This window comes from Clostridium lapidicellarium (assembly GCF_041224415.1).
GTDB classification, from domain to species: Bacteria; Bacillota; Clostridia; order Clostridiales; family Clostridiaceae; genus Clostridium_B; species Clostridium_B lapidicellarium.
In genome coordinates this window covers 29,858-52,705 of sequence record NZ_JBGFFE010000011.1, presented here as the reverse complement: position 1 = coordinate 52,705, position 22,848 = coordinate 29,858, and the positions used below count along the sequence as shown (strand labels likewise).

23 protein-coding genes, 1 riboswitch and 1 other annotated feature are annotated in these 22,848 nt (G+C 34.6%); of the genes, 6 read left to right on the top strand and 17 right to left on the bottom strand.

Annotation, left to right across the window (positions count from 1 at the left end; all coding sequences use genetic code 11):
* Nucleotides 1-5: 5 nt before the first annotated feature.
* The gene (locus AB8S09_RS09000) at nt 6-1,013 is read right to left on the bottom strand and encodes an ABC transporter substrate-binding protein (RefSeq protein ID WP_369868977.1); all 1,008 of its coding nucleotides are present in this window, start codon (nt 1,011-1,013) and stop codon (nt 6-8) included.
* Between the two features lie 114 nt (nt 1,014-1,127).
* Nucleotides 1,128-1,313: riboswitch (cobalamin riboswitch) on the bottom strand.
* Nucleotides 1,314-1,595: 282 nt separating this feature from the next.
* Here AB8S09_RS09000 and AB8S09_RS08995 point away from each other — a divergent pair.
* From AB8S09_RS08995 to AB8S09_RS08985, 3 genes are read left to right on the top strand one after another with little or no spacing between them, the layout of a single operon-like run.
* Nucleotides 1,596-2,798 carry a MerR family transcriptional regulator gene (locus AB8S09_RS08995; protein WP_369868976.1) on the top strand — a complete coding sequence of 401 codons (1,203 nt, stop codon included), beginning with the start codon at nt 1,596-1,598 and terminating at the stop codon, nt 2,796-2,798.
* 15 nt (nt 2,799-2,813) lie between these two features.
* Complete coding sequence (locus tag AB8S09_RS08990; protein WP_369868975.1) at nt 2,814-3,989, top strand: DegT/DnrJ/EryC1/StrS family aminotransferase; 1,176 nt, start codon at nt 2,814-2,816, stop codon at nt 3,987-3,989.
* An 8-nt stretch (nt 3,990-3,997) separates the two neighbouring features.
* Complete coding sequence (locus AB8S09_RS08985) at nt 3,998-5,122, top strand: DegT/DnrJ/EryC1/StrS family aminotransferase (RefSeq protein WP_369868974.1); 1,125 nt, start codon at nt 3,998-4,000, stop codon at nt 5,120-5,122.
* A gap of 70 nt (nt 5,123-5,192) precedes the next feature.
* Here AB8S09_RS08985 and AB8S09_RS08980 read toward each other — a convergent pair whose 3' ends face one another.
* The 11 genes from AB8S09_RS08980 to AB8S09_RS08930 form a co-directional block, all read right to left on the bottom strand.
* On the bottom strand, nt 5,193-5,972 hold the full coding sequence (locus AB8S09_RS08980; protein ID WP_369868973.1) for an alpha/beta hydrolase family protein: 780 nt from the start codon (nt 5,970-5,972) through the stop codon (nt 5,193-5,195).
* A 14-nt stretch (nt 5,973-5,986) separates the two neighbouring features.
* Nucleotides 5,987-6,688: an arginase gene (locus AB8S09_RS08975; protein WP_294182288.1), complete on the bottom strand. Its 702-nt coding sequence runs from the start codon at nt 6,686-6,688 to the stop codon at nt 5,987-5,989.
* 42 nt (nt 6,689-6,730) lie between these two features.
* Nucleotides 6,731-7,252, bottom strand: a complete 522-nt coding sequence (locus AB8S09_RS08970; RefSeq protein ID WP_294182287.1) for a QueT transporter family protein — start codon at nt 7,250-7,252, stop codon at nt 6,731-6,733.
* Nucleotides 7,239-7,994, bottom strand: a complete 756-nt coding sequence (locus AB8S09_RS08965) for a hypothetical protein (RefSeq protein WP_294182286.1) — start codon at nt 7,992-7,994, stop codon at nt 7,239-7,241. Before AB8S09_RS08965 ends, AB8S09_RS08970 begins: the two co-directional genes overlap by 14 nt.
* A 604-nt stretch (nt 7,995-8,598) precedes the next feature.
* Entirely contained in the window at nt 8,599-9,153 is a 555-nt protein-coding gene (locus tag AB8S09_RS08960) for a bZIP transcription factor (protein WP_294182285.1), read from the bottom strand.
* A gap of 90 nt (nt 9,154-9,243) precedes the next feature.
* Entirely contained in the window at nt 9,244-10,164 is a 921-nt protein-coding gene (locus tag AB8S09_RS08955) for a GH25 family lysozyme (RefSeq protein ID WP_294182284.1), read from the bottom strand.
* Nucleotides 10,165-10,471: 307 nt separating this feature from the next.
* Complete coding sequence (locus AB8S09_RS08950; RefSeq protein ID WP_294182283.1) at nt 10,472-10,642, bottom strand: hypothetical protein; 171 nt, start codon at nt 10,640-10,642, stop codon at nt 10,472-10,474.
* 47 nt (nt 10,643-10,689) lie between these two features.
* A complete protein-coding gene (locus tag AB8S09_RS08945; RefSeq protein WP_367112684.1) occupies nt 10,690-11,031 on the bottom strand; it encodes an ArdC-like ssDNA-binding domain-containing protein in 342 nt (113 codons plus the stop codon).
* A gap of 189 nt (nt 11,032-11,220) precedes the next feature.
* A complete protein-coding gene (locus AB8S09_RS08940) occupies nt 11,221-12,219 on the bottom strand; it encodes a type II toxin-antitoxin system antitoxin SocA domain-containing protein (protein WP_294182282.1) in 999 nt (332 codons plus the stop codon).
* A gap of 26 nt (nt 12,220-12,245) precedes the next feature.
* Entirely contained in the window at nt 12,246-12,656 is a 411-nt protein-coding gene (locus tag AB8S09_RS08935) for a hypothetical protein (RefSeq protein WP_294182281.1), read from the bottom strand.
* Nucleotides 12,657-13,184: 528 nt separating this feature from the next.
* Complete coding sequence (locus AB8S09_RS08930) at nt 13,185-13,490, bottom strand: hypothetical protein (protein WP_369868972.1); 306 nt, start codon at nt 13,488-13,490, stop codon at nt 13,185-13,187.
* A gap of 554 nt (nt 13,491-14,044) precedes the next feature.
* Nucleotides 14,045-14,294: a binding site (T-box leader), on the top strand.
* Nucleotides 14,295-14,408: 114 nt separating this feature from the next.
* Here AB8S09_RS08930 and AB8S09_RS08925 point away from each other — a divergent pair.
* Together AB8S09_RS08925 and AB8S09_RS08920 are read left to right on the top strand one after the other, a co-directional pair.
* Nucleotides 14,409-14,924 carry a tryptophan transporter gene (locus AB8S09_RS08925; RefSeq protein WP_294180666.1) on the top strand — a complete coding sequence of 172 codons (516 nt, stop codon included), beginning with the start codon at nt 14,409-14,411 and terminating at the stop codon, nt 14,922-14,924.
* 19 nt (nt 14,925-14,943) lie between these two features.
* Entirely contained in the window at nt 14,944-16,125 is a 1,182-nt protein-coding gene (locus AB8S09_RS08920; protein ID WP_294180668.1) for a M20 metallopeptidase family protein, read from the top strand.
* A gap of 122 nt (nt 16,126-16,247) precedes the next feature.
* Here the strand turns inward: AB8S09_RS08920 and AB8S09_RS08915 are convergent, their stop codons facing one another.
* From AB8S09_RS08915 to AB8S09_RS08895, 5 genes are all read right to left on the bottom strand, one after another.
* A complete protein-coding gene (locus AB8S09_RS08915; protein ID WP_294180670.1) occupies nt 16,248-17,546 on the bottom strand; it encodes a CitMHS family transporter in 1,299 nt (432 codons plus the stop codon).
* 92 nt (nt 17,547-17,638) lie between these two features.
* On the bottom strand, nt 17,639-18,814 hold the full coding sequence (locus AB8S09_RS08910) for a CaiB/BaiF CoA transferase family protein (RefSeq protein WP_294180671.1): 1,176 nt from the start codon (nt 18,812-18,814) through the stop codon (nt 17,639-17,641).
* A gap of 33 nt (nt 18,815-18,847) precedes the next feature.
* Nucleotides 18,848-19,165, bottom strand: a complete 318-nt coding sequence (locus tag AB8S09_RS08905) for an AtuA-related protein (protein ID WP_294180672.1) — start codon at nt 19,163-19,165, stop codon at nt 18,848-18,850.
* Between the two features lie 2 nt (nt 19,166-19,167).
* Nucleotides 19,168-20,526, bottom strand: coding sequence for an acyclic terpene utilization AtuA family protein (locus tag AB8S09_RS08900; RefSeq protein WP_369868971.1), 1,359 nt, complete (start codon nt 20,524-20,526; stop codon nt 19,168-19,170).
* Nucleotides 20,527-20,698: 172 nt separating this feature from the next.
* On the bottom strand, nt 20,699-22,081 hold the full coding sequence (locus AB8S09_RS08895; protein ID WP_369868970.1) for a sigma-54 interaction domain-containing protein: 1,383 nt from the start codon (nt 22,079-22,081) through the stop codon (nt 20,699-20,701).
* Nucleotides 22,082-22,322: 241 nt separating this feature from the next.
* Between AB8S09_RS08895 and AB8S09_RS08890 the strand changes: the two genes are divergently transcribed.
* Nucleotides 22,323-22,817, top strand: coding sequence for a hypothetical protein (locus AB8S09_RS08890; protein WP_294180678.1), 495 nt, complete (start codon nt 22,323-22,325; stop codon nt 22,815-22,817).
* Nucleotides 22,818-22,848: the final 31 nt, after the last annotated feature.

Here is a 22,848-nt window from a genome sequence, read left to right as displayed (position 1 = left end):
TCTTCCTAATTTTTAAAAGCTTCTGGATAAAGCTCTCCGGCAATTTTTCTCACTGTGTTTGAATCTCTTTCACCTGCTTCGAAATCTGTGAGTCCTACTACAAATATTTTATCGTTTTTTACAGCGTCCACATTTTTTAATGCAGGATTCGAAAGCAAAAATTGTTTTTTGGATTTTACATCGTCGGAGCTATCATAATCCACAATAATAATATATTCCGGATTTCTCTTTACAACCTCTTCCCAAGTAACAGTTGCCCAGGACTTGTTTACATCATCAAATATGTCTTTCCCACCCGAAAGTTTTATAATATCCTTAGCTAAACCGCCTGATGCTGTAAAAGGTGCATCTTCTCCTGAATCATAGACAAAAACTCTTTTAGGATTTACTGCAAATTTCTTAATTTTTGCCTGGGTGTCTGAAATCTGATTTTTCATAGATTCTATTATACTGTCAGCTTTCTGAGATACATTAAATATTTTACCCAACTGTTCAAAATCCTCGTATACCATATCAATATTAGCATTGTCGGCTACAGATTTAGGTACATATATTTTTATATCATTCTTTTTACAAAATTCCCTGTCAAAGTTTTTTTCTGAAAAGCTCGAATCCCATCCTGTCAGGAAATCTGGCTGTACACTTAAAAGTTTTTCTTTTGACGGATTCTTATCAGAAAGTTTCGGAACCTTTTTATAGTCATTTGTCAGTTTGTCAAGGATTTTATTATCTTGATAAGCTCTCCCAACCATATCATCGGCAAGTCCAAGAGAAAGCATCATCTCCGTTGTAAAACCTGCCAGGCTAACGGCCCGTTTAGGAGGTTCTGTAAATTTCTCCCGAAACTTCTTTCCCTGAAGTGTATCTGTAATTGCAACTTCCTTGTAACTATTTTTATTACCCTGATTTGAGGAATTTTTAGTTGTAGGTGAATTATCTCCACAGCCTACAAGCATGCCAACAGATAAAATAACTGCCGAAAAAATGCATACTGCTCCTTTTATTTTTTTCATATAAACAACACTCCCTTTACTTTTTTATACAAAAAATAAAAGCTCCATGGAAAATCATGAAACTTCTATAGTTCTACATACATTATTCCACTTCATCTTTCGTAAAGTAAATTAACAGAATATACATTATAGGCAGGTTTTCTGACTCAGCTTCATAGGAACTTGTCGCCTTCCCATTTCCAGTGGCAAATAACAAGAACCTCTACCTCACAGCGGCGAGACCGTACAGGAATTTTCACCTGTTTCCCTTTTAAATTGCTATAAAAACATATAACAATCACCTATATGCAAAATATTAAGTTATTATCATTATATAATACATTATAATCAGTATCAACTGAATTTTATTATCATCTTCAATTCGTAATATAAGAAATGAAAGTATGCTAATGGTAAAATGTTAGATCTAAAAGTAAAATTATAAGTATATTAACACAATTTGAAGCTCTACTTATCCCGTTTATAACTTATTATGCTATTAATTTATGCAATTATTATACAAAATACCATGGAATTTAAAAAAATTCGTTGTACCTTACGTAACGTCATGTGATACAATAATTTAGGTAGAGGTGATATGCAGTGTCTGTTCCAAAATCCAATTTGATCAGCATAGGTGAATTTGCCAAAAAATCAGGTGTAACTTTGAGAACACTGAGATATTATGATAAAATCGGGCTTTTAAAACCCTGCTCATACAGCCAGCAGGGTCATAGATTATACAGCCCTGAAGACTTCAGCAAGCTGCAAAAAATATTAACTCTTAAATTCATAGGCCTTTCTCTCGAAGATATATCCAGGATAATGAATTATGACATAAATCACAACGACTTAAAAAAATCTCTGGAAATACAAAAAGAAATAATGAAGAAAAAAATATATCATATAAAATCTGTAATAAAATCCATAGAGGAAGCTGTCCACATGATTGATGAAAATAAAGAGTTAAACTGGGATAAATTCATAAATATAATAGATGCAGTAAATGCAGATCAAAAATGGATAGAGCAATACGAAAATGCTTCTAATTTAAAAGCCAGAATCAGAATACACGAGCTTTTCAGCACAAATAAACAGGGCTGGATGAACTGGTTTTTTGAGCAGTTGAACCTTCCAGACAATGCCAGCATATTGGAACTTGGATGCGGCAACGGAGAGCTGTGGGCAAAAAACCTACATAAAATTCCAAGCGGGTGGAATATAACCCTAACTGACTTTTCCGCAGGTATGCTGGAAGATGCAAAAAAGAATCTAAATTCTGCAAGATTCAAATTCAAATTGGCAGATGCACAGGATATTCCCTATGGCATAAACAGCTTTGACGCAGTAATTGCAAATCATGTACTCTATCATGTATCCAATATAGACAGGGCACTTTCTGAAATCTGCAGGGTATTAAAACCTAAAGGACAGTTTTACGCTTCTACAGTCGGTAAAAATCACATGAGGGAGATGAGGGATATTGTCAAAAAATTCAACTCACCCGAGATAACCACAGACAGCTGGAATCTGACCGGAAAATTTCAGCTTGAAAACGGGCTTGCAAAAGTTTCAAGATGGTTTAAGGACGTAACCTTGAAAAGATATAAAGACAATCTCAGGGTAACTTCTTCCAGCCCGCTGGCGGATTATTTATTTTCAATGCCGGGAAATACAAAAAATGCCCTTGACGAAACCGGGCTCCGGAATCTTAAAGATTTTTTACAGTCTGAGATAGATAAAAATGGATATATTTATATAACAAAGGACACTGGTTTTTTTCACGGCACTAAACCTAAAATTTGAAAGGATTTGATAACTATGAATAAAAAAATTCCATTTTCCCCTCCAGATATTACACAAGCTGAAATAGATTCAGTAGTGGATGTTTTAAAATCTGGGTGGATAACTACAGGACCCAAAACAGCCAAATTTGAACAGGAAATAGCTGAATACTGCGGTTCAAACCATGCACTGGCAGTGGCAAATGCAACTTCGGGGCTTGAAATTCTTCTAAGGGTATTTCACATAAAAAAAGGCGACGATGTAATAACAACCCCCTATACCTACACTTCAACTGCAAGTGGAGCCATTCACTGTGGAATACTTCCCACTTTCGTGGATGTGAAAAAAGATGATTTTCTGATCGATCCTGAAAAATTATACGACGCTATAAAGCCAAATACAAAGGCTATATATTCTGTGGATTTTGCAGGCGTACCAGTAGATTATGACGCCATAAAACAGGTTTTAAAAGCCAAGGGCCGTGAGGACATACTTCTCGTATCCGATTCAGCACATGCATTTGGTGCTTCTTACAAAGACAAAAAAGTAGGCACACAGGTAGATGCCCACGTCTTTTCTTTCCACGCAGTGAAAAACCTAACTACTGCCGAAGGCGGTGCAATAACTTTCAACAACAACAACCTGTTTGGAAAAAATGATCTCTATAAGGAGCTGAAATTGATGTGTCTAAACGGCCAGTCCAAGGATGCACTTTCAAAAACCAAGGCAGGAGCATGGCAGTATGATGTGCTGTTTCCCGGGGAAAAATGCAATATGGCCGATATAAATGCTGCAATAGGTCTTGCTCAGCTTGCCAGATATAAAAATATTTTAAAAAAGCGTAAGACCATATTTGAAATATACACAAATACACTCAAAGATAAAGAGTGGGCAATTATCCCCTTTGAAAAAAATAGTGATAAAACAACATCCTATCATCTATACCCACTTAGGCTGAGGGATTTTACGGAAGAAAAAAGAAACAGAGTAATACAGATCCTTGCAGAAAAGGACATTGCCACAAATGTACATTTCACACCTCTTCCAATGTTCACGGCATACAAAAATCTGGGATATTCCATAGGCAATTATCCAAATGCCTATTCACAATACGCCAATGAAATAACCCTTCCCCTATATTCAACACTTTTGCCGGAAGATGCTGAATATGTAGCACGGGAACTCATTAAAGCAGTAGAGAAAGTGAGGTAACATACAAAATGGAAGTTAAATTTTTTACACCTACAAGAGAATATACTGAAAGAAAAGATGAATTCAATAAAGCAATACAGTCCGTATTAGACAGCGGAAATTTCATAATGGGCAGGGAAGTAGCTGATTTTGAAGAAGCCATAAAAAAATACACTGGAGCCAAATATGCAGTTTCCGTGGCATCAGGTACGGATGCACTGGTCATAGCTTCAGAGATACTGGGATTTAAAACTGGAAAAGAAGTAATAACTTCTCCATTCACTTTCCTTTCATCAACTTCCTGCATAGCAAGAAGCGGTGCAAAACCCGTTTTTGTGGATATAGATAAAGATACCTTCAACATAGATGCCGATAAAATCGAAGAGAAAATAAATCCTAAAACTGCAGGAATACTTCCCATACACTTATTCTGCCAGATGTCTGACATGAATAAGATAACCGATCTGGCCTCCAAAAATAATTTGCGCGTGCTGGAAGACGCCGCAGAAGCCTTTGGTATGAAATGGAAAGGTAAAAACGGTGTCGTATACAGGCATTCCGGTACCATCGGCGACATGGGCATATTCTCCTTCTTCCCCACTAAGACTCTTGGAGGATATGGTGACGGGGGAATGATAGTTACAAATGATGCCAAACTTGCAGAAATGGCAAAGATGCTCAAAGTTCACGGTGCTTCCAAAAAATATCACTATGACTACCTGGGCTATAATTCAAGGCTTGACACAATACAGGCCGCCGTGCTGCTCGTCAAATTGAAACATATAGATGAAGCCATTGAAAAAAGAGAAAAAGTTTCAGATTGGTATAAGGAAAGACTCAAAGATTTGAATTATATAAAAATACCCAAGATAAAAGGAGAGCAGAGACCCGTATATTATGTATTCAATATATTGGCACAAAACCGTGACGAACTGGCTGCATATTTAAAGCAAAACCACGTAGGCACAAGTATATATTATCCAATCCCACTGCACCTTCAAAAGTGTTTTAATTATCTTGGATACAAAAAAGGTGATTTCCCCGTAGCAGAAAAAGTAGCGGGGGAAGTACTTGCACTTCCAATATATCCTGAGATAACAGAGGATGAAGTGGACTTCGTATGCACTACTATAAAAAATTTCTATAAAAAATAATTCACCACTGCAGTGGGGTTTCTATTTTCCGGAATACCGGAAACGAGAAACCCCATTAAAATTATAAAGACTAAATGTCAGCTATATATTTTTTTGTAAAATCGACTATGCTGTCCGCCGCCTGTTTAAAATAAGCCAGGCTTGAATAACAGTGATCAGCTCCGGGAACAAACTTTAAAAAAGCTGTATCTGCAAGTATTTTTTTTATCCGTTCGGAATAAAGAGGCGGTACCGATTCATCTTCCGTTCCATGAACTATAAGTACTTTCCCATCTATTTTTCCCATTTCCTTTAAATAATCAAAAAAATTGTAGTTGAATGCATCTTCTACAGCACTTTTATAGAGCCTGTTATTTTCAAATTCTATATAACCGGTGTGAAGAAATTTTTCCAGTTTACTGCCTCTGACTTCATTTATAAATATATCACACATATTAAATGCAGGACTTATGAGAATGAGATTCCTAATAACATGTAAATGATTATGTGCAACTGCCACTGCGCCGCCCATACTAAAACCCAATATATTCATATTGCTTTTATCTATATAATCAATTGAATTCACATAATTTAAAACTGAATCACAGTCCTCAATTTCCCCCGAGACAGTTAAATTTGCGAAATTGCCGTCACTTTCACCACTTCCGGCAAAATCAAATCTGACAGAAACCACCCCAATTTTCTCCAAAATTCTAGCTATCTTTACAAGCATAAAATTGTGCCCCAGTTTATTTCCCATAAATCCATGGCAGAATACTACGCATGGAAATTTGTCCCCTGTCGTAGGCTTGTTTATAATTCCCCTTAAAATAATTCCATCTTTATTTTTCACCTCAAAATTCTCAACCACAGCACAATCCCCCTTTATCCAACCCTGAGAATAATTTTATCGGAAAGAGTAAGCTTTTCAGGATTCCATCGTCTCTCAGGACAATTTACAATTTCACATGGCCTGTTCAAGGCACTTATAAATTCATAAAATTTGTAATCCAACCAAGGCGGTGTCCAGCTTCCAGATCTGCATATGTGCACATAATCCACAGGTGTTCTGCCTTTAAGATCCCCCATCTTGGGGTAACTTACATCAAATTTATCGTTTATCTCCTTGAAATCTTCCTTATTTTCATAAGTATAGGGACTGTAAACTACGACAGCCTTTTTCACTGTCCTATTTTTTAGGAGTTTCCCGAGCCAGTTGGCACAATTCACTTCAAAATCAAGGGATTTCATTCCGCCATATCCCAGGTCTGAGTGAGAATCAAAATTTACCACTTTATCACAATTGTCATTCTCTGCTATGTAATAGGAAATTTTATGCGAATCAGATACACATATTTTTGTTTTCTTTTTTATGACAAAATGCTGCTTGAGTCTTTTCCAAAATCCCACAAGTATTTTACCCGTTTTAATTGACTTTTCTATATTTTCTCCTCTTTCAATACCTTTAAAATATCTCCTGTACCACATATAAACTATATTCTTTTTGTTTTCAATATAAGAACCACGCCATTCCCTCTTTATGGGAATAAAATAATCCCAGTCAATGCTCAAAAGATTCTTTCCCATAATACAAGGCCCCCTTTTGTTCAATTTACAATTAACGAGAATTTAATTCTTCTTCATATTTTGTAATTTTATATCTTCTAATTTTTCGTTATTTGTCTTTATCTTTATTCTATCTAAAAACGCAGAATTTTTAAATATCTTTTTGAATAAAAAGTATCCTAAAATCATAACAGCCAGTTCTCCCACTGCCTGAGTAAAAAATGTATAGAAAAAAGGAACTTTATACAATATATGAAGTTCTTCTGCTATAACTGCACTTCCCAAAACGGGCCACAGAATTGAAACCGCCATATTTCTAGTCTTCCACATGGCATATGTTGCAACAAGCGTTGCAAAACTTCCAACAAATACATCCACTATGCTGAAACTGTAGAAATTCGATATTGCACATCCCAGAGTAAGAGATATTATATAAAATGGATCTATATAGGCAAGAAAGTTAAGCACCTCACTTATCCTAAATCCTATAGGGCCCCAATAGGAAAGCTGACCCAGCGCAATAGTTGTCACTATATATATTGCAGCTACCACAGCCAGTTTTACCAGTTTATTAGTTTTGCTCATTTATCTTACCTCCAACACCGTCTAAATCCGCATCGCATCTTGGATCTATGTCATCAAGCACCTCTACCCTATTGTAATAAGTGGTTTGTAAAGTTTTAAACAATTCACTGTTGTAGAATTTCTCCACAAGTTCATTATCTCTTTTAACTTTTGTGGTATTTTCACAAAATATATTTACTGTAACCCTTTCAAAATATTTAAGTGCAAGTTTTACATCACTTTCAAGTTTTTCAAGACTCTGTCCCTGCATACCAAATAGAAGATTCACCCAGTCAAAATTCTTAAAATCCCATGCTTTTCTAGGACCAATATCCTTATTGAGTACATTTTCCCTGTAATCCACGTCGAAAGTTTCCGCACCTACTATGAACTTTAACTCAATGGGGTAAAATCGTTCTTTAAAAAGCTTTATATTGTCCTCATACCTTACATGGCTTTCAAAAATAATCTGTTTTATACCTTTTTCCCTACACAATTTCATGATCTCAAATACGGTACAGACGTCGAGTTCGCTGGTGCTTCCTGAATTAATTACCTGAAGTATACCATATTTCCCCGTAACTTTTTTCAAAGCTTCAGTATTAAGCTTGTAATTTCTAAAAGCACTGCTGTCCTGATCAAGATGATAATCACAGAAAATACATTTTCCCCAAAAACAACCACTTCCCCTTAAAAGTACAATTTCCCTGGGAAGTCTTTTAGTAACTTGTCCATATCTTTTTAATTTTGGTAAAACACTCATATTTCTCTCTCCCAACTTTAAAATTTAAAATATAAGAAATGTTGAATGCCACCCCACTTAATCTATACATAAAAATAGAAATAATATAAAAAAGGTGAAGAAATTTCTCCACCTTTTTTATATCACAAATAGACTATCTCGGGGATTCACATGACCAAAGCCAATAAAATCCAACTGCTATTTGTAACTTAACTATCAATAGCATAAATCCATAGTTTTATTTATAGACAGGATGGTTTCGAACTGTCTTATACAATTTTTACTTAACTATTATATGCTATGAAGCCAGAAAAATCAAGGGACTTTGAGAAAAATTGATTTTCCTATTTCTTATTATTTATTAGAAAATGCCATTAAATAATGAATTTTATGTTTGCAGATTATACTTTAAAAAACAATAAGGAGCTAACAGTTTTCAGTTAGCCCCTTATATTTGGTTAAAGAATAACAAAATTCAAAACATAGATTAGATATATTATACCATAATATGTATGTTAAGCAACAAAAATTTCTAGAAATAATCATACAAAAATAAACCCCAGATCCAATTAGCAAACCTGGGGTTAAATTTATCGAGCTGACTGTGCTGCAGCTGCTGTACATTTTATATAGCGGCAACCTTCCTTTTCATTTCTTCGTTTTCCTGCTGCAGCTTGTTTTTTTCACTTTGGAGCTGTGAATTTTGAGCTTGAAGCTGTGATATTTGAACTTGAACCGCAGTTTTCTTAGCTGACTTTTTCTCTTCCGGACTTTTGAGCTCATATACTTTGCTTTCAATCACCCCTGAAACTATGGTTCTCACATTGTCATCCACTTCTATTCCCAGCTTCTGGAGTACGCTGTAGACATAATCCTCGGCACTCTTTTTTCTCTGGTCTGCAGGAAGCTGTGAAGATATATTGAGCTGCTGAGCTTGTCCAACTCCTATTTCTGCATAGTGTTCTATAATGCTTAAAATATTCAGGAATTTATTCCCCGGTACTATAGACTTTGCCGCATCCGTGTATTTCCTGACTTCCTTTAAACCTGCATCAACTTTCCCCAGTATTTCTCCAGTGTCAACACCCTTCTTTTTTAAATATGGCAGAAAAACCAATACTGTAGCTCCCACTCCAATAGCTAGTCCTATAATCGTAAATAATATAGTTAAATCTGACATTTTATTACCTCCATAATTCTTTCTTCATATAACATATATGCAGTTTTTGAAATATAGATAGGCATTTTTTAAAATTTCCTAGAATTATTTTTAATTATTGAGTAATATACTCCAGGTTTGTGGCCCCAGTATTCCATCTGTTGCCTTCCCCCAATTCTTTTGCATGTTAGTCACTGCCTGAAAAGTCGGCTCGTCATAGACCATTTCAGTGTAAGTTCCATTTTCAAGATATCCGTATTGCCCAAGCTTCTGCTGGATCCAAAGAACTACATGGCTCTTATGGCCTTTTGTAATGATATTCTGAATACCCCGCAGTGCCGCCATAGTTGCAGGACCTGCCATACCGTCCACTTCAAGTTTGGCATTGTAATCTGCATTCAGATTGTACTGAAGAGCCATTATCTGTTCCACAAGGGTACTTGGCTTTTCTGCACCGCCAAGCTTACTGTAAAAATCCTCGGACATATAGTTTAAATCCAGAAAACCACCTATGCCGGCCATAATACCTTTATTAGTATACTGCCATATTGCATACTGATTCCACAGTGTAAACTCAGGTGAATTCACCCCGTAATGGGCAATCCATAGAGGATATTTGGTTATCCTGGAATTTAGATGTGCCTTTATCCAACTCGGATTGCAATAAATAACTGCAGGAGCCATTGACATTGAAGACACGGCATCCAGAAACGCCAGACAGGCATCCGTCATGTCACCGCTGCACTGCTGCTCAAAGTCCAGCACAACAAAATCAGGTTTGGCCCCTGCCGCAATTTGCTTGAAAAAGTTTGCCTCCTGGAGAGCCTTAACTCTATTTTGAAATCTTGCAAAATGGTATGCCCCGGAAACAAGTCCCTGTACCTTGGCTTTCGTGACATTACCACTGTAAAATCTATCTACAAAAGTGCTTCCTTCAGTTGCCTTGGCAATTACAAAGGAATTACCGGCATTTTTAATCTTGCTTATATCTACATAACCGTTTAAATTGCTTATATCGACACCTTTATACATAAAACGCCTCCTTTACTTACAATATATTTTTTTACCCCAATTATAGTTCCAATAAATCAAGGCAAACGCATGAGTAAATAAATTGTAAAGACAAACTGACAAGAAAAGCAATGAAATAACAGCGATTCCAGAACTTTTAAAGCTGCTCGATATAAATGTATGTATTGTAAACTACCGGTGCAGTGGGATATCAGAAAGAGATAGGAGAAACATCATAAATAAAAATTCAGACTATGTTTTTCACTTGCAAATTGAAACTGGTCATTATTTCCAAGCCTGTTCAATCGGCTATTATACCCTGATAATTTCATGAAAGACCGTTGAGTAGTATCCAGGCTTCCTTTTTAAATTGTTTTATGTCCGGTACAGAAATAAAGTCCCTCGCAGCATTATAATAGGCTTTGTTACTTCCGAGAACTTTTTTAATTTTTACTTCTTTACTATATTCGTATATTAAATTTTCTGCTTTTTCTATCACGTTGACATTGCTATTTTGAATTATATTATCGTGTGGTTTTAGTCCTTCTACACATGATATATGAAATACCTTATAGTATCTAAAAATTGGACCTTTCCCTTTTGATTTACTGGCACAGGTAGCTCTAGTTCACTTTCTTTAATATCTTCATTTTTATTTTTATCGAGAAATTTCCAGAATACAACCATGTTGCTCTTACTGCCTTTTTTAAGTTTTATACTGGGATTACTTTTCTGTAATGTCTTTATCTGCTTAAATGTAATATATTCTCCCGGAGTAGGGAACAGCAGCAAATTTATTCCGGAATATTTCTTTTGTGTTACGTAATTCCTGGGCCTTCCGTATCCTATCCATGGTTTTTGCCAGGGTAGTGATTTACCGCTTTTAATAGATTCTTTTATCTAGCTTATTATACTTTGTTCATACCTTTATTTAGTGGATCAAAAATGGGATACTTAAATACATATCTTGTATTTGCCTGAGGTTATATGATAATGAAAAAAAGTATATAAAAGGTACCGCTGCTTTTACAAAATTAAATGCAGCGATACCTCTTTTATTTTATAGTTGAAGTTCAATTATATTTGATTAAACATATTTTGTGCATAGTCTTTGATATCACTAGGATTGATCATTTGATATTTATACTTAACATTACTGAAGTATTTGCCAATCAATTCTTTTTTAATAATTCGTCCTGAACGCTCATTTGCTTTCAAGTCACCTCTAGTAGATAACCAGGGTAATTCAGCGTGTGTAAAATGTTCTAAAACTTTACCGCTATAGCAACAAATATTCTTTGCTATACTGTCTAAAATCCCTTTTTCAGCTGATGAGAAGACTGAACTATCGAATTTCTCGTTGTTCCCATTGATTGCATCAAATCGGTAATCACGATATCTAAAATATATTTCCCTATAAACAGGACCGTGTATCCATGCTTCACAGTCCTCACTGAAGATAAATGTATTGTAAAAAGCAAAGTAAAACCCCTGAATATAATAAAGTGCTTTTTGTAAAGCCAGCGGAGTAATATCTTCACATTGATTTAAAAGATATTCGATAGCTAAATTAATTTTTGATTCATTACTCTGTGCTAAACCTAAAATAGCTTCTACAGCTTTTTTGCTTTTTTCGTAAGAAGCGACTGTTTTTAAATTGCTTTTATTCTCCTCTAAAATTTCAGCATAGTATTGTGGCTCATCATAAATTTTCTGCAATATTTGAGAATACTGTTTAGTTGGCAAGTCACCATCATAGTAACGAGAGTATGTTTGTTCTCCCCATCCTAACAAAAGCGATAGCGGACGTTTTCCTATTGCATATTTTTCTGGTATGGCTACAACAATATTATGAGAAACAATTCCATTTTTCACTCTATAAACATCATACAATGCTTTTAAATTATAATCATTTAGCTCTGCCACATAAACTTCAGATCCACAATCATCACAATGAGCTTCTTTACCAGTATAATAATATTTCTTCCCTTTAATGGTGCCTTCCATCTGGACCTTACTAACAGTATAAGTAACATCATTTCTGCATTTTTCACAGAAAACTTTTTTGGCTTTCATAATGGATCCTCCTTTTAATTTATATTTTATTTAAAAAGATATTCAATCGGCTTGTTTCGCTTATGAAAAGAAATCACAACCGTTCGAGTTCTTGAAGGTAAATCAATGATGTTGAATTTTGTATAAATATCAACTATCTCTTGCTTGCCATCTACATTGAACAATTCAACTTGCGGAACAAACACATATAAAACTTCATATTCATATCCTATGTTGGTATTCTGCAAGGAGTGGCAAAAATCGGTTGCCTGAATTTTTAGCAATATACTTTTTTGTTTATCGCTTCTAATATTGTACTCATTGATAAAATCAATGTTTTCCTGCCTATTAGCATTACGAGAAATTGTAAATCTGTTATTACGGACACAATTTTTAATTTTTTCAAGAATATCTTCGATTTCCTCCCGAGAATAGTTCTGGTTGTAATATGAATTCATTGCTTCACTCCTTTATAATAATATGCTCCTTTGTAATAAAATGATACACTATTTTTTATTTGAAGTCAATTTATTATGTATCAATTAGTTCATTTTTATTTTTGGAGGTGAAATGAAGAGAATAAAATAGGTTAAACCTAGTTGATTTATATGAAGTACGAGAAATATGGAAGAATTATTGTGTATAAGCCTATGATGCTCGGAAAAGATCTTTATAAGTTTTGAAAAGGAATTTCGTGGAAAATGGTGAATTATTATTGAATAATAGATTTTCTAAGCGATAGAGGGTGTATGGCGGCAATTATGTTTTATGAAATATAAGCTTACAGGCAATAAGTTTCCTAGTTGACATATAGGTGGGGATATACTTAGAATATGACAAGGGTTTTATATTATATATATGGATATGTGGCGATGAAAAAATGACTGATGAAATTTTTATAATATAATCAAATATATAACTATTATTTAAGTTAATGTTATATAATACGATTATTGTAATAAAGGTGATTTATTTTTTTATTTCTATTATTGGGGTAAAAATGATGATAAATATATATAATAAAAATTATAAAGGGTGCTTGTGAAGCTGTTGGAATCCATAATACTTGTGAGGTATACAAAACCCGCATCAGTCCAAAGATATGTAATATCTGTACACCATACTACATTTGGTGCAATAAGGTTAAACTGCCCATTTAGAATGTTTTCCAGCTTACTGCTGAAATCAGAATCCTTTGTAATAATAGGATACAGCCTTCTTTCTCTTTTGTCTACCGGATGGCAGGCGGTGCAGCCACGAATTATACCCTGAACGTGAAGCGCCTTATACATGAATCATTACAATGATAGAAACCCGGCGTTTCCTCTTGAGTTCCTCATGTTTATTAAGAACTTCAAGATAGATTGCTTCTGTCATTTTACCAAAATTCCTATGGCTTTTTTTAATAAATCAAGAGCATCCATTGTGTTACAAAGTTCACGATTTAATCGTGCGATCTCTTTTTGGTCATCACTGGAATAATTACCAGAACCCCGGACTTGAATACCATTTTCGCTTTTGCAATTCCTAATCCATTTTGATAAAGTACTGGCACCTAATATTATTAATCAGTTGTAAGCCACATATTTTTAGCTTAATAAAATTGAGCCTGTTTTTGATGCTGCGGGATATATCCTGTAGTGAGGACTATCCGGTAACTTAAGAATATTTTTCTCTGAGTTATGCTAAAAATTGTGAAAACATAATATACTTTACATTTATTTTTTGATATACAGTCCTTGAGTAATAAAATATTACTTTTCATGCGTTTGCCCTGTCCAATAAATAAAAAATTATTGACAAACACACTGTAAAGTATTATTATAAATAACAATAAATAAACTAAAACAATCCTTTGACGAGGAAGAGTAGCTATTACGTTTAGTTACAGAGAGCTGGAGGTGGTGTGATTCCAGCACGACAACTGGTAGTGAATGGACCTTTTAGGAATAAACCGAAATCTAAATTGTTTGGAGAGTAGTCTTTATCGTTGGCCGTACGTTATAATGGGCAAGACATGTTGGTGTCTGAATTCAAGAGTGGTGTTTTTAAACAAGCACAAGCTAGGTGGTACCGCGAATATCTCCGTCCTATTTTTATAGGATGGAGTTTTTTTATTAAAGTTTTTTTGAGACTCAATTGATTTGTAAAACTATTTGTTAGCTTCCGGAGGCTTCCAGATATTAAATAACATTAAGGAGATGTAAATTGTGAAATTAAAAAAAATTATCGTAAATTCATTATTTTTGGCTATAGGAACTGTGTTAAGCCAGATCATACCTCCAGTATTTTTCGGAATGAAGCCCGGTACTGGCCTGGTCGTATTATTTATTATAATATTGTTCAATGACGATTATAAAACGTGCATTGCCGCTGGAATTGTAATAGGTATTTTATCAGCAGGTACTACAGCATTCCCGGGAGGACAAATACCAAACTTCATAGATAAGATAATAACAACGAATATTTTATTCCTATTATTAAAACCGTTAAGAAATAAACTAAACAATCAAATAACAATTGTTCTAACTTCAATTGTAGGAACAGCTGTTAGCGGAACCACATTTCTATTTCTAGCTTTAATAATTACAGGATTACCTACAAAATTAAATATATTATTATTTTCAGTAGTTCTACCGGCATGTTTCATAAACGCTGTAGTGGGTTCAGTTTTATATAACGCTGTAAATGCAGCGTTAAAAATAGTTTCACCTAAGAAGGCCTAACAGGAGGAGAAGAATATATATGAATAAATATTATAAAAAAGCTTTAAGTATTAGCAAAGAGCTTGTTGCCAACAGAAGAACATTACACAATTATGCAGAAACAGGATTTGACCTTCCAAGAACCACAACATTTGTTATGAAAAAGCTCAATGAATACGGCCTTTCTCCTTTCCCTGTGGGGAAGTCAGGCATTTGCTGCATTTTGGGAAACCAAGGCAAAACCATATTGCTCCGTGCAGATATGGATGCACTTCCCATGAAAGAGAATACAGGATTGGATTTCGCCGCTACCAACGGAAATTGCCATTCCTGTGGTCACGATTGTCATACTGCAATGCTGCTTGGTGCTGCAAAACTCCTAAAGCAAAATGAAGATAAGCTAAAAGGAACCGTTAAATTTATGTTTCAGCCTGCAGAGGAATTATTAGCCGGGGCAAATGACATGATAGCGGCCGGTATATTGAAAAACCCAACAGTAGATGCAGCAATGGGAATGCACATTAAAGTCGGATATGAGAAATCTGACGTGGGTTCCATAACATATGCGAAAGGTACGGCTCTGTACTCAGGTGATGCCGTACGCATTACAGTAAAGGGTAAAAATGCCCATGGAAGCACTCCTGAAAAGGGTGTTGATGCAATCAACATTGCAGCACACATCGTTATTGCACTGCAGGAAATTATCTCGAGAGAAATACCCTGCAGCCAGCATTCAGTAGTAATTATTGGCAAAATACAAGGTGGAGATACGGTTAATACACTAGCAGGCAATGCAGTGATTGAAGCTTCCATTCGTGCAACCACAAATGAAAACCGTGCATTTCTTAAAAAGAGAATTGAAGAAATCAGCAAAAATGTAGCTGTAACTTTTAGAGGAGAGGCAATTGTAGAATTTGTATACGGTATTGGACCTCTATATAATGATCCAGCCCTCAGTAAAGAAATTGCAGACTACTGCAGGGAAATCCTGGCTTCGGAAAAAGTAAGAGAAATCCCTACAGCTTGTGGCACAGAAGATTTTACCAGCATTGCAGAATGCGTACCATCAGTCATGATCAATATTGGCGCAGGAAGCATCAAAGATGGACACATTTACTCCATGCATAATCCCAAAATGACGGTAAACGAAAAAGTACTGCCCTTGGGCACAGCCATATATGCACACTGTGCGGCACAATACCTGGAAAATCATGTTGGATGAAAAAAATTCAAATATAGACATTTTATATATATAATATAAAATCTGCACAGGAAGTGACAGGAAACTATTTTTTAAATAGTTTTCTGTCACTATTTACTATACAATAACAATAAAAAATCATATTATACTCTGATTACTCCAATAGCCATTGATGCTATAAGCATTACTATAGTTACTATAAAAGCATATGGAAATGTTTTTTTCTGATGCTCGCCAAGTTCAACTCCTGCAAGAGATATCAGAAGAAATGTACCTCCGGTGAGAGGGCTTATGGGAAAACCCATATTCATCTCCCCTAAAAATGCTGCCCTTGCTGTTTCCACAACTGGAACTCCAAAACTTTTTCCTGCTTCTGCTATCACTGGCAAAACTCCAAAATAGAAAGATGACGGATCAAAAATCAGACTTGCAGGCATTCCAATTATACCAGTCAAAAGTGCTATATGTTTTCCGAGAGCATTAGGAATTATACTTACAAGAAAATTTGTCATTCCCTTTATCATTCCGGTTCCGCTCATAACTCCTACAAGTGCCCCAGTGGCAAATACTATACCTGACATCAAAAGAGCTTCTTTTGCATGAGCATTAATTCTATCTTTTTGATCCTTTGCATTAGGATAATTTATGATCAATACCAGTGCAAGTGCTACCATAAATGCAATTGCAGGGGTAACTTTCCCTGATATCAATACTCCAATAGTCAAAAGTACAATTGCTATATTTACAATAAATAATTTGGGCCTTTCTATTTTCTTTTTTTCTTCATCTATTTCAAGATCAAATATTTCATTATTTGACAAATCTATTTCTCCAATTCTTCTTTTTTCTTGCAATGCAAGTCTATAATCTATGAACAATATACATATTGCCCCTACTATAAACGGTATAATAAGAGGTTTCCATAATTGAGCCGTAGTCAGTTTAAGTGCAACTGTACATCTTTGAGCTGTCCCAGCCCAAGGTTCCGTATTCATAAGTCCGGCACTTAAAGCCACTACTGTAGCCAATGTAGTCCTTCTCATTCCAACTGCATCAAATAGTGGAAGCATTGCGGGAATAGCTATTAAAAAAGTAACCGCTCCATTTCCATCAAGATGAACCATCATTGCCAGTATTCCAGTGCCAAGTACAATTTTTATCGGATCTTTACCTACTATTTTAAAAATTTTTCTAATGATCGGATTCAAAGTACCTGCATCAATTATAATTCCAAAGAAAAGCGTTGCAAAAATAAACATTGTCCCCATTGGAGCTACATCCAAAACACCATTAATTATAAATTTACTAGTTTGTCCACCAAATCCAGACAATATACATGTAATAACGGGAATTATTATAAGTGCTGGTATAGGATCCATTTTGTTTTTCATTATCAACACAACTGCAGAACCTACAGTTATAAAACCAAGTAAAGCTATCATTGGCTTCCCCCTTAACTTCTATTTATATAAAATTTGACTATGATAGATATATACAATTATCTATTAAGTCAAATTTTATATGCTATTATCAACTAACTATTAAAATAGTTCACTTCATTTTCAGACATATTCAAAAGGTTTTCAAATACTTCTTTATTATCTTTTCCAAGTGTAGGTGCTTTCTTATAACTTACATGATCAGATTCCATAAATTTTATAGGACATCCGGTTACCTTCATATTTCCCTTTATAGGATGTTCTATTTCACATATCATTTCTCTTTCTCTTATATTCTTATCATTCACAACCCTATCTATGGTATTTATAGGAGCACATGGAACACCTTTCGCCTGAAGTATTTTTATTATTTCATCTATTTCATGCTTTTTTGTCCAGTCTGTAACAATTTTATTAAGCTCGTCATGTGAATTTACTCTATTCTTATTCAATTTGAATTTTTCTACTTCAAGTAGATCAGTTCTTCCGGTGGCATTACAAAACCTCTGCCATATTGAATCATTTCCTACAGCTATAACTACCCAGCCATCCTTCGCCTCGAAAGAATCATAAGGATATATAAATTCATAACGATTTCTTATAGGTTCAGGTATCCTATTTTCAACCATATATATTTCAGTTATGGTTTCCATTGCACTTACAGAACAGTCTACAAGTCCTATGTCAATCCTGTCACCCTTTCCATGGGTATTTTTTCCCTGAAGTCCCGCCAAAATTCCTATACAGCAATTAAGTCCCGCCAGAACATCTCCTATAGCAGTTCCTGTCCTAGTAGGCGGCGAATCCGGCCATCCTGTAACACTCATCATTCCGCTCATAGCCTGTGCTATAACATCATATCCTGGAAGCTTTCTATAAGGACCCGTTTGTCCAAATCCAGATATAGAAGCATAAATTATTTCTGGATTTACGGTCTTTACACTTTCATATGGAAATCCTAATTTATCCATAGTACCAGGTTTGAAGTTTTCAACTATTACATCCGACATCTTTATAAGATCAAATAGAACCTGTTTAGCTTTTGGATCTTTTAAGTTGAGAGTTATACTCTTTTTATTCCTGTTTAAATTTGCAAAATATGCACTTATTCCCCTTTGAAAAGGAGGATACCCCCTACTGTCATCCCCTTTCCCAGGTTGTTCTATCTTGATTACCTCTGCACCCATATCTGCCAAAAGCATGGTACAATAAGGCCCTGACAAAACACGGGTTAAATCTACAACACGTATGCCTTCAAGTGGTTTTACCATACTAAATTATCTCCTTTCATTTCCAGAATTCTTCTACTTGTTCAAATCAATTTCAAACCTTAAAAGTGCAGCTTCCATACATTTTCCAAGTGTATCCAGCCTCAACGAACGGGTTGCACCCCCATCAAGCGCATGATGCAATACAAAATTGAATCCATAAAGCTGTGGAATATCATATCTTATTACGTCACCCCTCACTATACCCTTATAATGTTTCTTTACAGCTTCAGGTGTAAGCTGCCTTTTCATTGCATCATAATATTTGGGATCTCTTGCAAATATGCACACATTTTCCGTATCACTTTTGTCTCCAGATCTTCCATGAGCTATTTCTTTTAATTTAACTATCATGATTATTTTACCTCCTCTACATGAGCTTCAAGTTTAACTGCATCTCTAGGGATAAGCGTAGGCCACAGTGCAAATACTTCTGCCGGTCTGGTTCTTCCTCCAAAGAAACACGATGCGGGTGGTCCATTTAAAATAAAAGGAGCAATTTCAGGTGTCAGTTTGCTTGCCTCTTCCCTGGTTTTAGTTTTTATTGCCACTCTAAGTACAACTTCATTGAGTTCCTGCTCTATTTCATCCGCAAGGGGACCGTGAAGAGAATTCAATCCTACAAATTCAATTCTCTTTTCTATGGCATCAAGCCTTTTATTTGTAAGTCTGTCATCAAGTATCTGAGCAGCTCTCTTTGCTTTGTCCAGTGCATCCGGCCAGCTAAAAGTCAGATATGCTACATTTCTATATCCTTCTGTATACCCAACACATAATTTCAAAGTATCTGGTCTCTTGTGACCCTTTACACCTTCAACCAAAACCCTATCCTTCCCTATCTGTTCTAGATTTATTTCACTAAAATCAGCTACAACATCTGGAGTAAGATATTTTTTAGGATCATGTATTTCATAAAAGAGCTGTTCTTCTATGGACTGAACGGTTACAAGCCCACCTGTATTTTTTGTCTTCGTCATTATTATTTTCCCAGGTTCACTCACTTCTGCTACAGGATAGCCCAGATCCTCTGGATGAGGAACATTTCTCCAATCATAATCATAATTTCCTCCAGTTGCCTGAGCTCCACATTCTGAAAGATGACCCGTTAAGATACCTGTAGCCAAGGAATTCCACTCTCCATTTTTCCATCCAAATTCATGCTCAAGTGGTGCCAGAAACAAAGCTGTATCTGTAGAACGTCCTACTATTATTATATCTGCCCCGCCTTCAAGACACTCCACAATTGGTTCTGAGCCATAATATACGTTTGCATTCACCATGTGCGGTAGTATTGAATCTATGGATTCACCGGTATCCATATTGTTCATGGATATTCCCTGCTTCCTCAAATCGGATATTACATCCATTACATCATCACCTACTACATATCCGACTTTTAAATTGTATCCTGATTCTTTAATCACATTTTTTGCAGCTTCGACAGCAGATTTTACATTCATTCCCCCTGCATTCGTCAAAACCTTTATTCCCTTTTCCTTGATCATAGGAAGCATTTCTCTCAACGCCTTTATAAAATCTCTAGCATACCCTGCCTCTGGATGACGCTCTTTCTGCCTTTGCATTATAGATAGAGTGAGCTCTGCCAAGTAATCACAGGAAATATAATTTACATCATCTTTTTTGGCCATTTCAACAGGAGCATCATTCAGGTCACCCCAAAATCCTTGAGCCCCTCCAATTCTTATTGTTTTCATAAATGCACCTTCTCCATAAAATATATTATTTATCTGACATTCAACATTTACAGCAAATTTAATGCCAAAAAAAATAATGCTCTAAAAAGCATTACAAATTCAATATCTACCAAAATTTTCTTATTAATTATTGTATATACCTTGTATACAATTATATACAAAGTATACAAGATTATTTACCATATAAATTAGGATCAATACCATATATTTTTAATTTACGATAAAATGTTCTTCTGCACATTCCAAGCTTTTTCATAGCATCACTTCTATTTCCTCCAGTTTTCCTAAGTTCATTAATTATCTGTTTCTTTTCTATATTAGATATAATATCTTTCAATGTATCTGATTTTGACAAATTATCATTTTTACTCATATCAGAATTTCTAATTTCATCAGGTAAGTTATTAATTTCTATAATATTCTTTTCGCATACTATAACTGAATACTCAACACAACTTTGAAGCTGTCTGACATTTCCATGCCATTTATTTTTTTTAAACGTTTTTATAACATTCTCAGAAAAAGTTAAATTTTTATTATACTTTTTACAATATAATCTTAAAAAATGCTTAGCAAGAAGTACGATATCATTACCTCTCTCTCTGAGAGGAGGTACTTTTATTTTAAACGTATTAAGCCTAAAATAAAGATCCTCCCTGAATTTTCCCTCCTCTATCATATGCTCTAGATCTTTATTTGTAGCAACAACAATTCTAACATCAACTCTATCAAAACTATTAGAACCAATTTTCTGAATCTCACCTGACTGTAATACTCTTAAAAGTTTAGCCTGCATTAGAAGCGGCATCTCACCTATTTCATCGAGAAATATAGTTCCACCATTTGCTATTTCAAATTTACCTATTTTTCCTTCTTTTCTTGCTCCCGAAAACGATCCTTGTGAATATCCAAACAGCTCACTTTCAAATAAGCTTTCTGGTATTGCAGAACAATTTATTTTCACAAATGGAACTTTCCTTTTTTTGCTAGCATTTACTATTGCATTCACTATAACTTCTTTTCCTGTTCCGCTTTCACCTTCAATTAACACTGTTGCATCAGTTGGTGCTACTATTGATGCTAATTTTAAGCAATTCATAAAATTCTTACTTTTACCTATTATATTAGAAAAGCTTTTTGGAAAACTACTATGTGATTTTGTACTGTCATTATATATTATTCCAGTTAATTTTCTCACTTTCTCCAATTCTTTATTTAGCAAAGATATTTCCGTAATATCTTTAAATATAGATATTGCACCTATAAGCTGTTCATTTAAAATTATAGGATTTATATTGACAACAATTTCTTTACCTACGCTTTTTACTTTAACCATAGTATTTACTTTAGCTTCTCTATCTTCTAGGCACTCTAAAATAGCAGCTCCCGGTTCTATCTCACTTACAAACTTATTTAAAACCTTGTGTTTAGATACATTCAGAATTCTTGAATAAGCCTCATTAACATATATTATCTTAGAACTTCTATCTACAATTACAATTCCATCATGAATATGATCTATCGCCATTAACAACATACTCAATTTTTTGTTCATACTATCTTTTACCTCCAAAGAACCACCTCGTAGATATTGATATAAAATTAACAGTATCTTATAAATTAAGTATAATTATTCTTAATTATAATAATATTATAACATCATCACAGCAAAATATAGATTGATTATTTCCAAATTTACTATCTTCTTTAATTTTCCAGTATAATTACACTCATTAATGTACAAACTTTAATTATAATTGGATAATTATTGATTATAAAATGCAGGAGTGATACAGATGAAAAAAATCTTTTATGTAATTATGGCATCTTTACTTATCACATTAAATTTAGTAGGATGTGGAACTAAGCAGCAAGCTAATGGAATTAAAAACAAAACACAAAATATAGAGAACAAAACCAAAAGTGATCTGGCAGAATTGCCTAAGAATTTAAAAACCGACATGGGTCCGGGAAAATTTTATATATCCCCATCATCAAATAAATTTAAAGAGGGAAACATTCCAATTATAGACATTAAGAAAAACACCTCATCCCAAAAAGTAGAAATAAATCCAAGTGAATTCAACAATAAATATCAAAGTTATATATTTATAGATGGTAAATACAATTCCAAGAAACAACTGTCCAGCAGTAAATCGGATGTAGAATTAAAAGGGGATAACATCAAAACAGGTAAACATAAAGTAGACGTTGTTCAATTCAATAACAATAAAACAACTGATACAGTGCTTACTCACAAAACCACATATTATTACATCAATGTAGTATAATTAAATGAGTATGGATCTGATTTTTACACAA

Bases quoted from the DNA above. Each gene is read 5' to 3' on its own strand.
- AB8S09_RS08910 (WP_294180671.1), bottom strand. From the start codon at position 18,814: ATGGTAAAACCACTTGAAGGCATACGTGTTGTAGATTTAACCCGTGTT.
- AB8S09_RS08935 (WP_294182281.1), bottom strand. From the start codon at position 12,656: ATGAATTCATATTACAACCAGAACTATTCTCGGGAGGAAATCGAAGAT.
- AB8S09_RS09000 (WP_369868977.1), bottom strand. From the start codon at position 1,013: ATGAAAAAAATAAAAGGAGCAGTATGCATTTTTTCGGCAGTTATTTTA.
- AB8S09_RS08970 (WP_294182287.1), bottom strand. From the start codon at position 7,252: ATGAGCAAAACTAATAAACTGGTAAAACTGGCTGTGGTAGCTGCAATA.
- AB8S09_RS08960 (WP_294182285.1), bottom strand. From the start codon at position 9,153: ATGTCAGATTTAACTATATTATTTACGATTATAGGACTAGCTATTGGA.
- AB8S09_RS08940 (WP_294182282.1), bottom strand. From the start codon at position 12,219: ATGAAAGCCAAAAAAGTTTTCTGTGAAAAATGCAGAAATGATGTTACT.
- AB8S09_RS08890 (WP_294180678.1), top strand. From the start codon at position 22,323: ATGAAAAAAATCTTTTATGTAATTATGGCATCTTTACTTATCACATTA.
- AB8S09_RS08965 (WP_294182286.1), bottom strand. From the start codon at position 7,994: ATGAGTGTTTTACCAAAATTAAAAAGATATGGACAAGTTACTAAAAGA.
- AB8S09_RS08905 (WP_294180672.1), bottom strand. From the start codon at position 19,165: ATGATAGTTAAATTAAAAGAAATAGCTCATGGAAGATCTGGAGACAAA.
- AB8S09_RS08915 (WP_294180670.1), bottom strand. From the start codon at position 17,546: ATGATAGCTTTACTTGGTTTTATAACTGTAGGTTCTGCAGTTGTGTTG.
- AB8S09_RS08985 (WP_369868974.1), top strand. From the start codon at position 3,998: ATGGAAGTTAAATTTTTTACACCTACAAGAGAATATACTGAAAGAAAA.
- AB8S09_RS08920 (WP_294180668.1), top strand. From the start codon at position 14,944: ATGAATAAATATTATAAAAAAGCTTTAAGTATTAGCAAAGAGCTTGTT.
- AB8S09_RS08930 (WP_369868972.1), bottom strand. From the start codon at position 13,490: ATGTATAAGGCGCTTCACGTTCAGGGTATAATTCGTGGCTGCACCGCC.
- AB8S09_RS08895 (WP_369868970.1), bottom strand. From the start codon at position 22,081: ATGAACAAAAAATTGAGTATGTTGTTAATGGCGATAGATCATATTCAT.
- AB8S09_RS08900 (WP_369868971.1), bottom strand. From the start codon at position 20,526: ATGAAAACAATAAGAATTGGAGGGGCTCAAGGATTTTGGGGTGACCTG.
- AB8S09_RS08955 (WP_294182284.1), bottom strand. From the start codon at position 10,164: ATGTATAAAGGTGTCGATATAAGCAATTTAAACGGTTATGTAGATATA.
- AB8S09_RS08975 (WP_294182288.1), bottom strand. From the start codon at position 6,688: ATGGGAAAGAATCTTTTGAGCATTGACTGGGATTATTTTATTCCCATA.
- AB8S09_RS08990 (WP_369868975.1), top strand. From the start codon at position 2,814: ATGAATAAAAAAATTCCATTTTCCCCTCCAGATATTACACAAGCTGAA.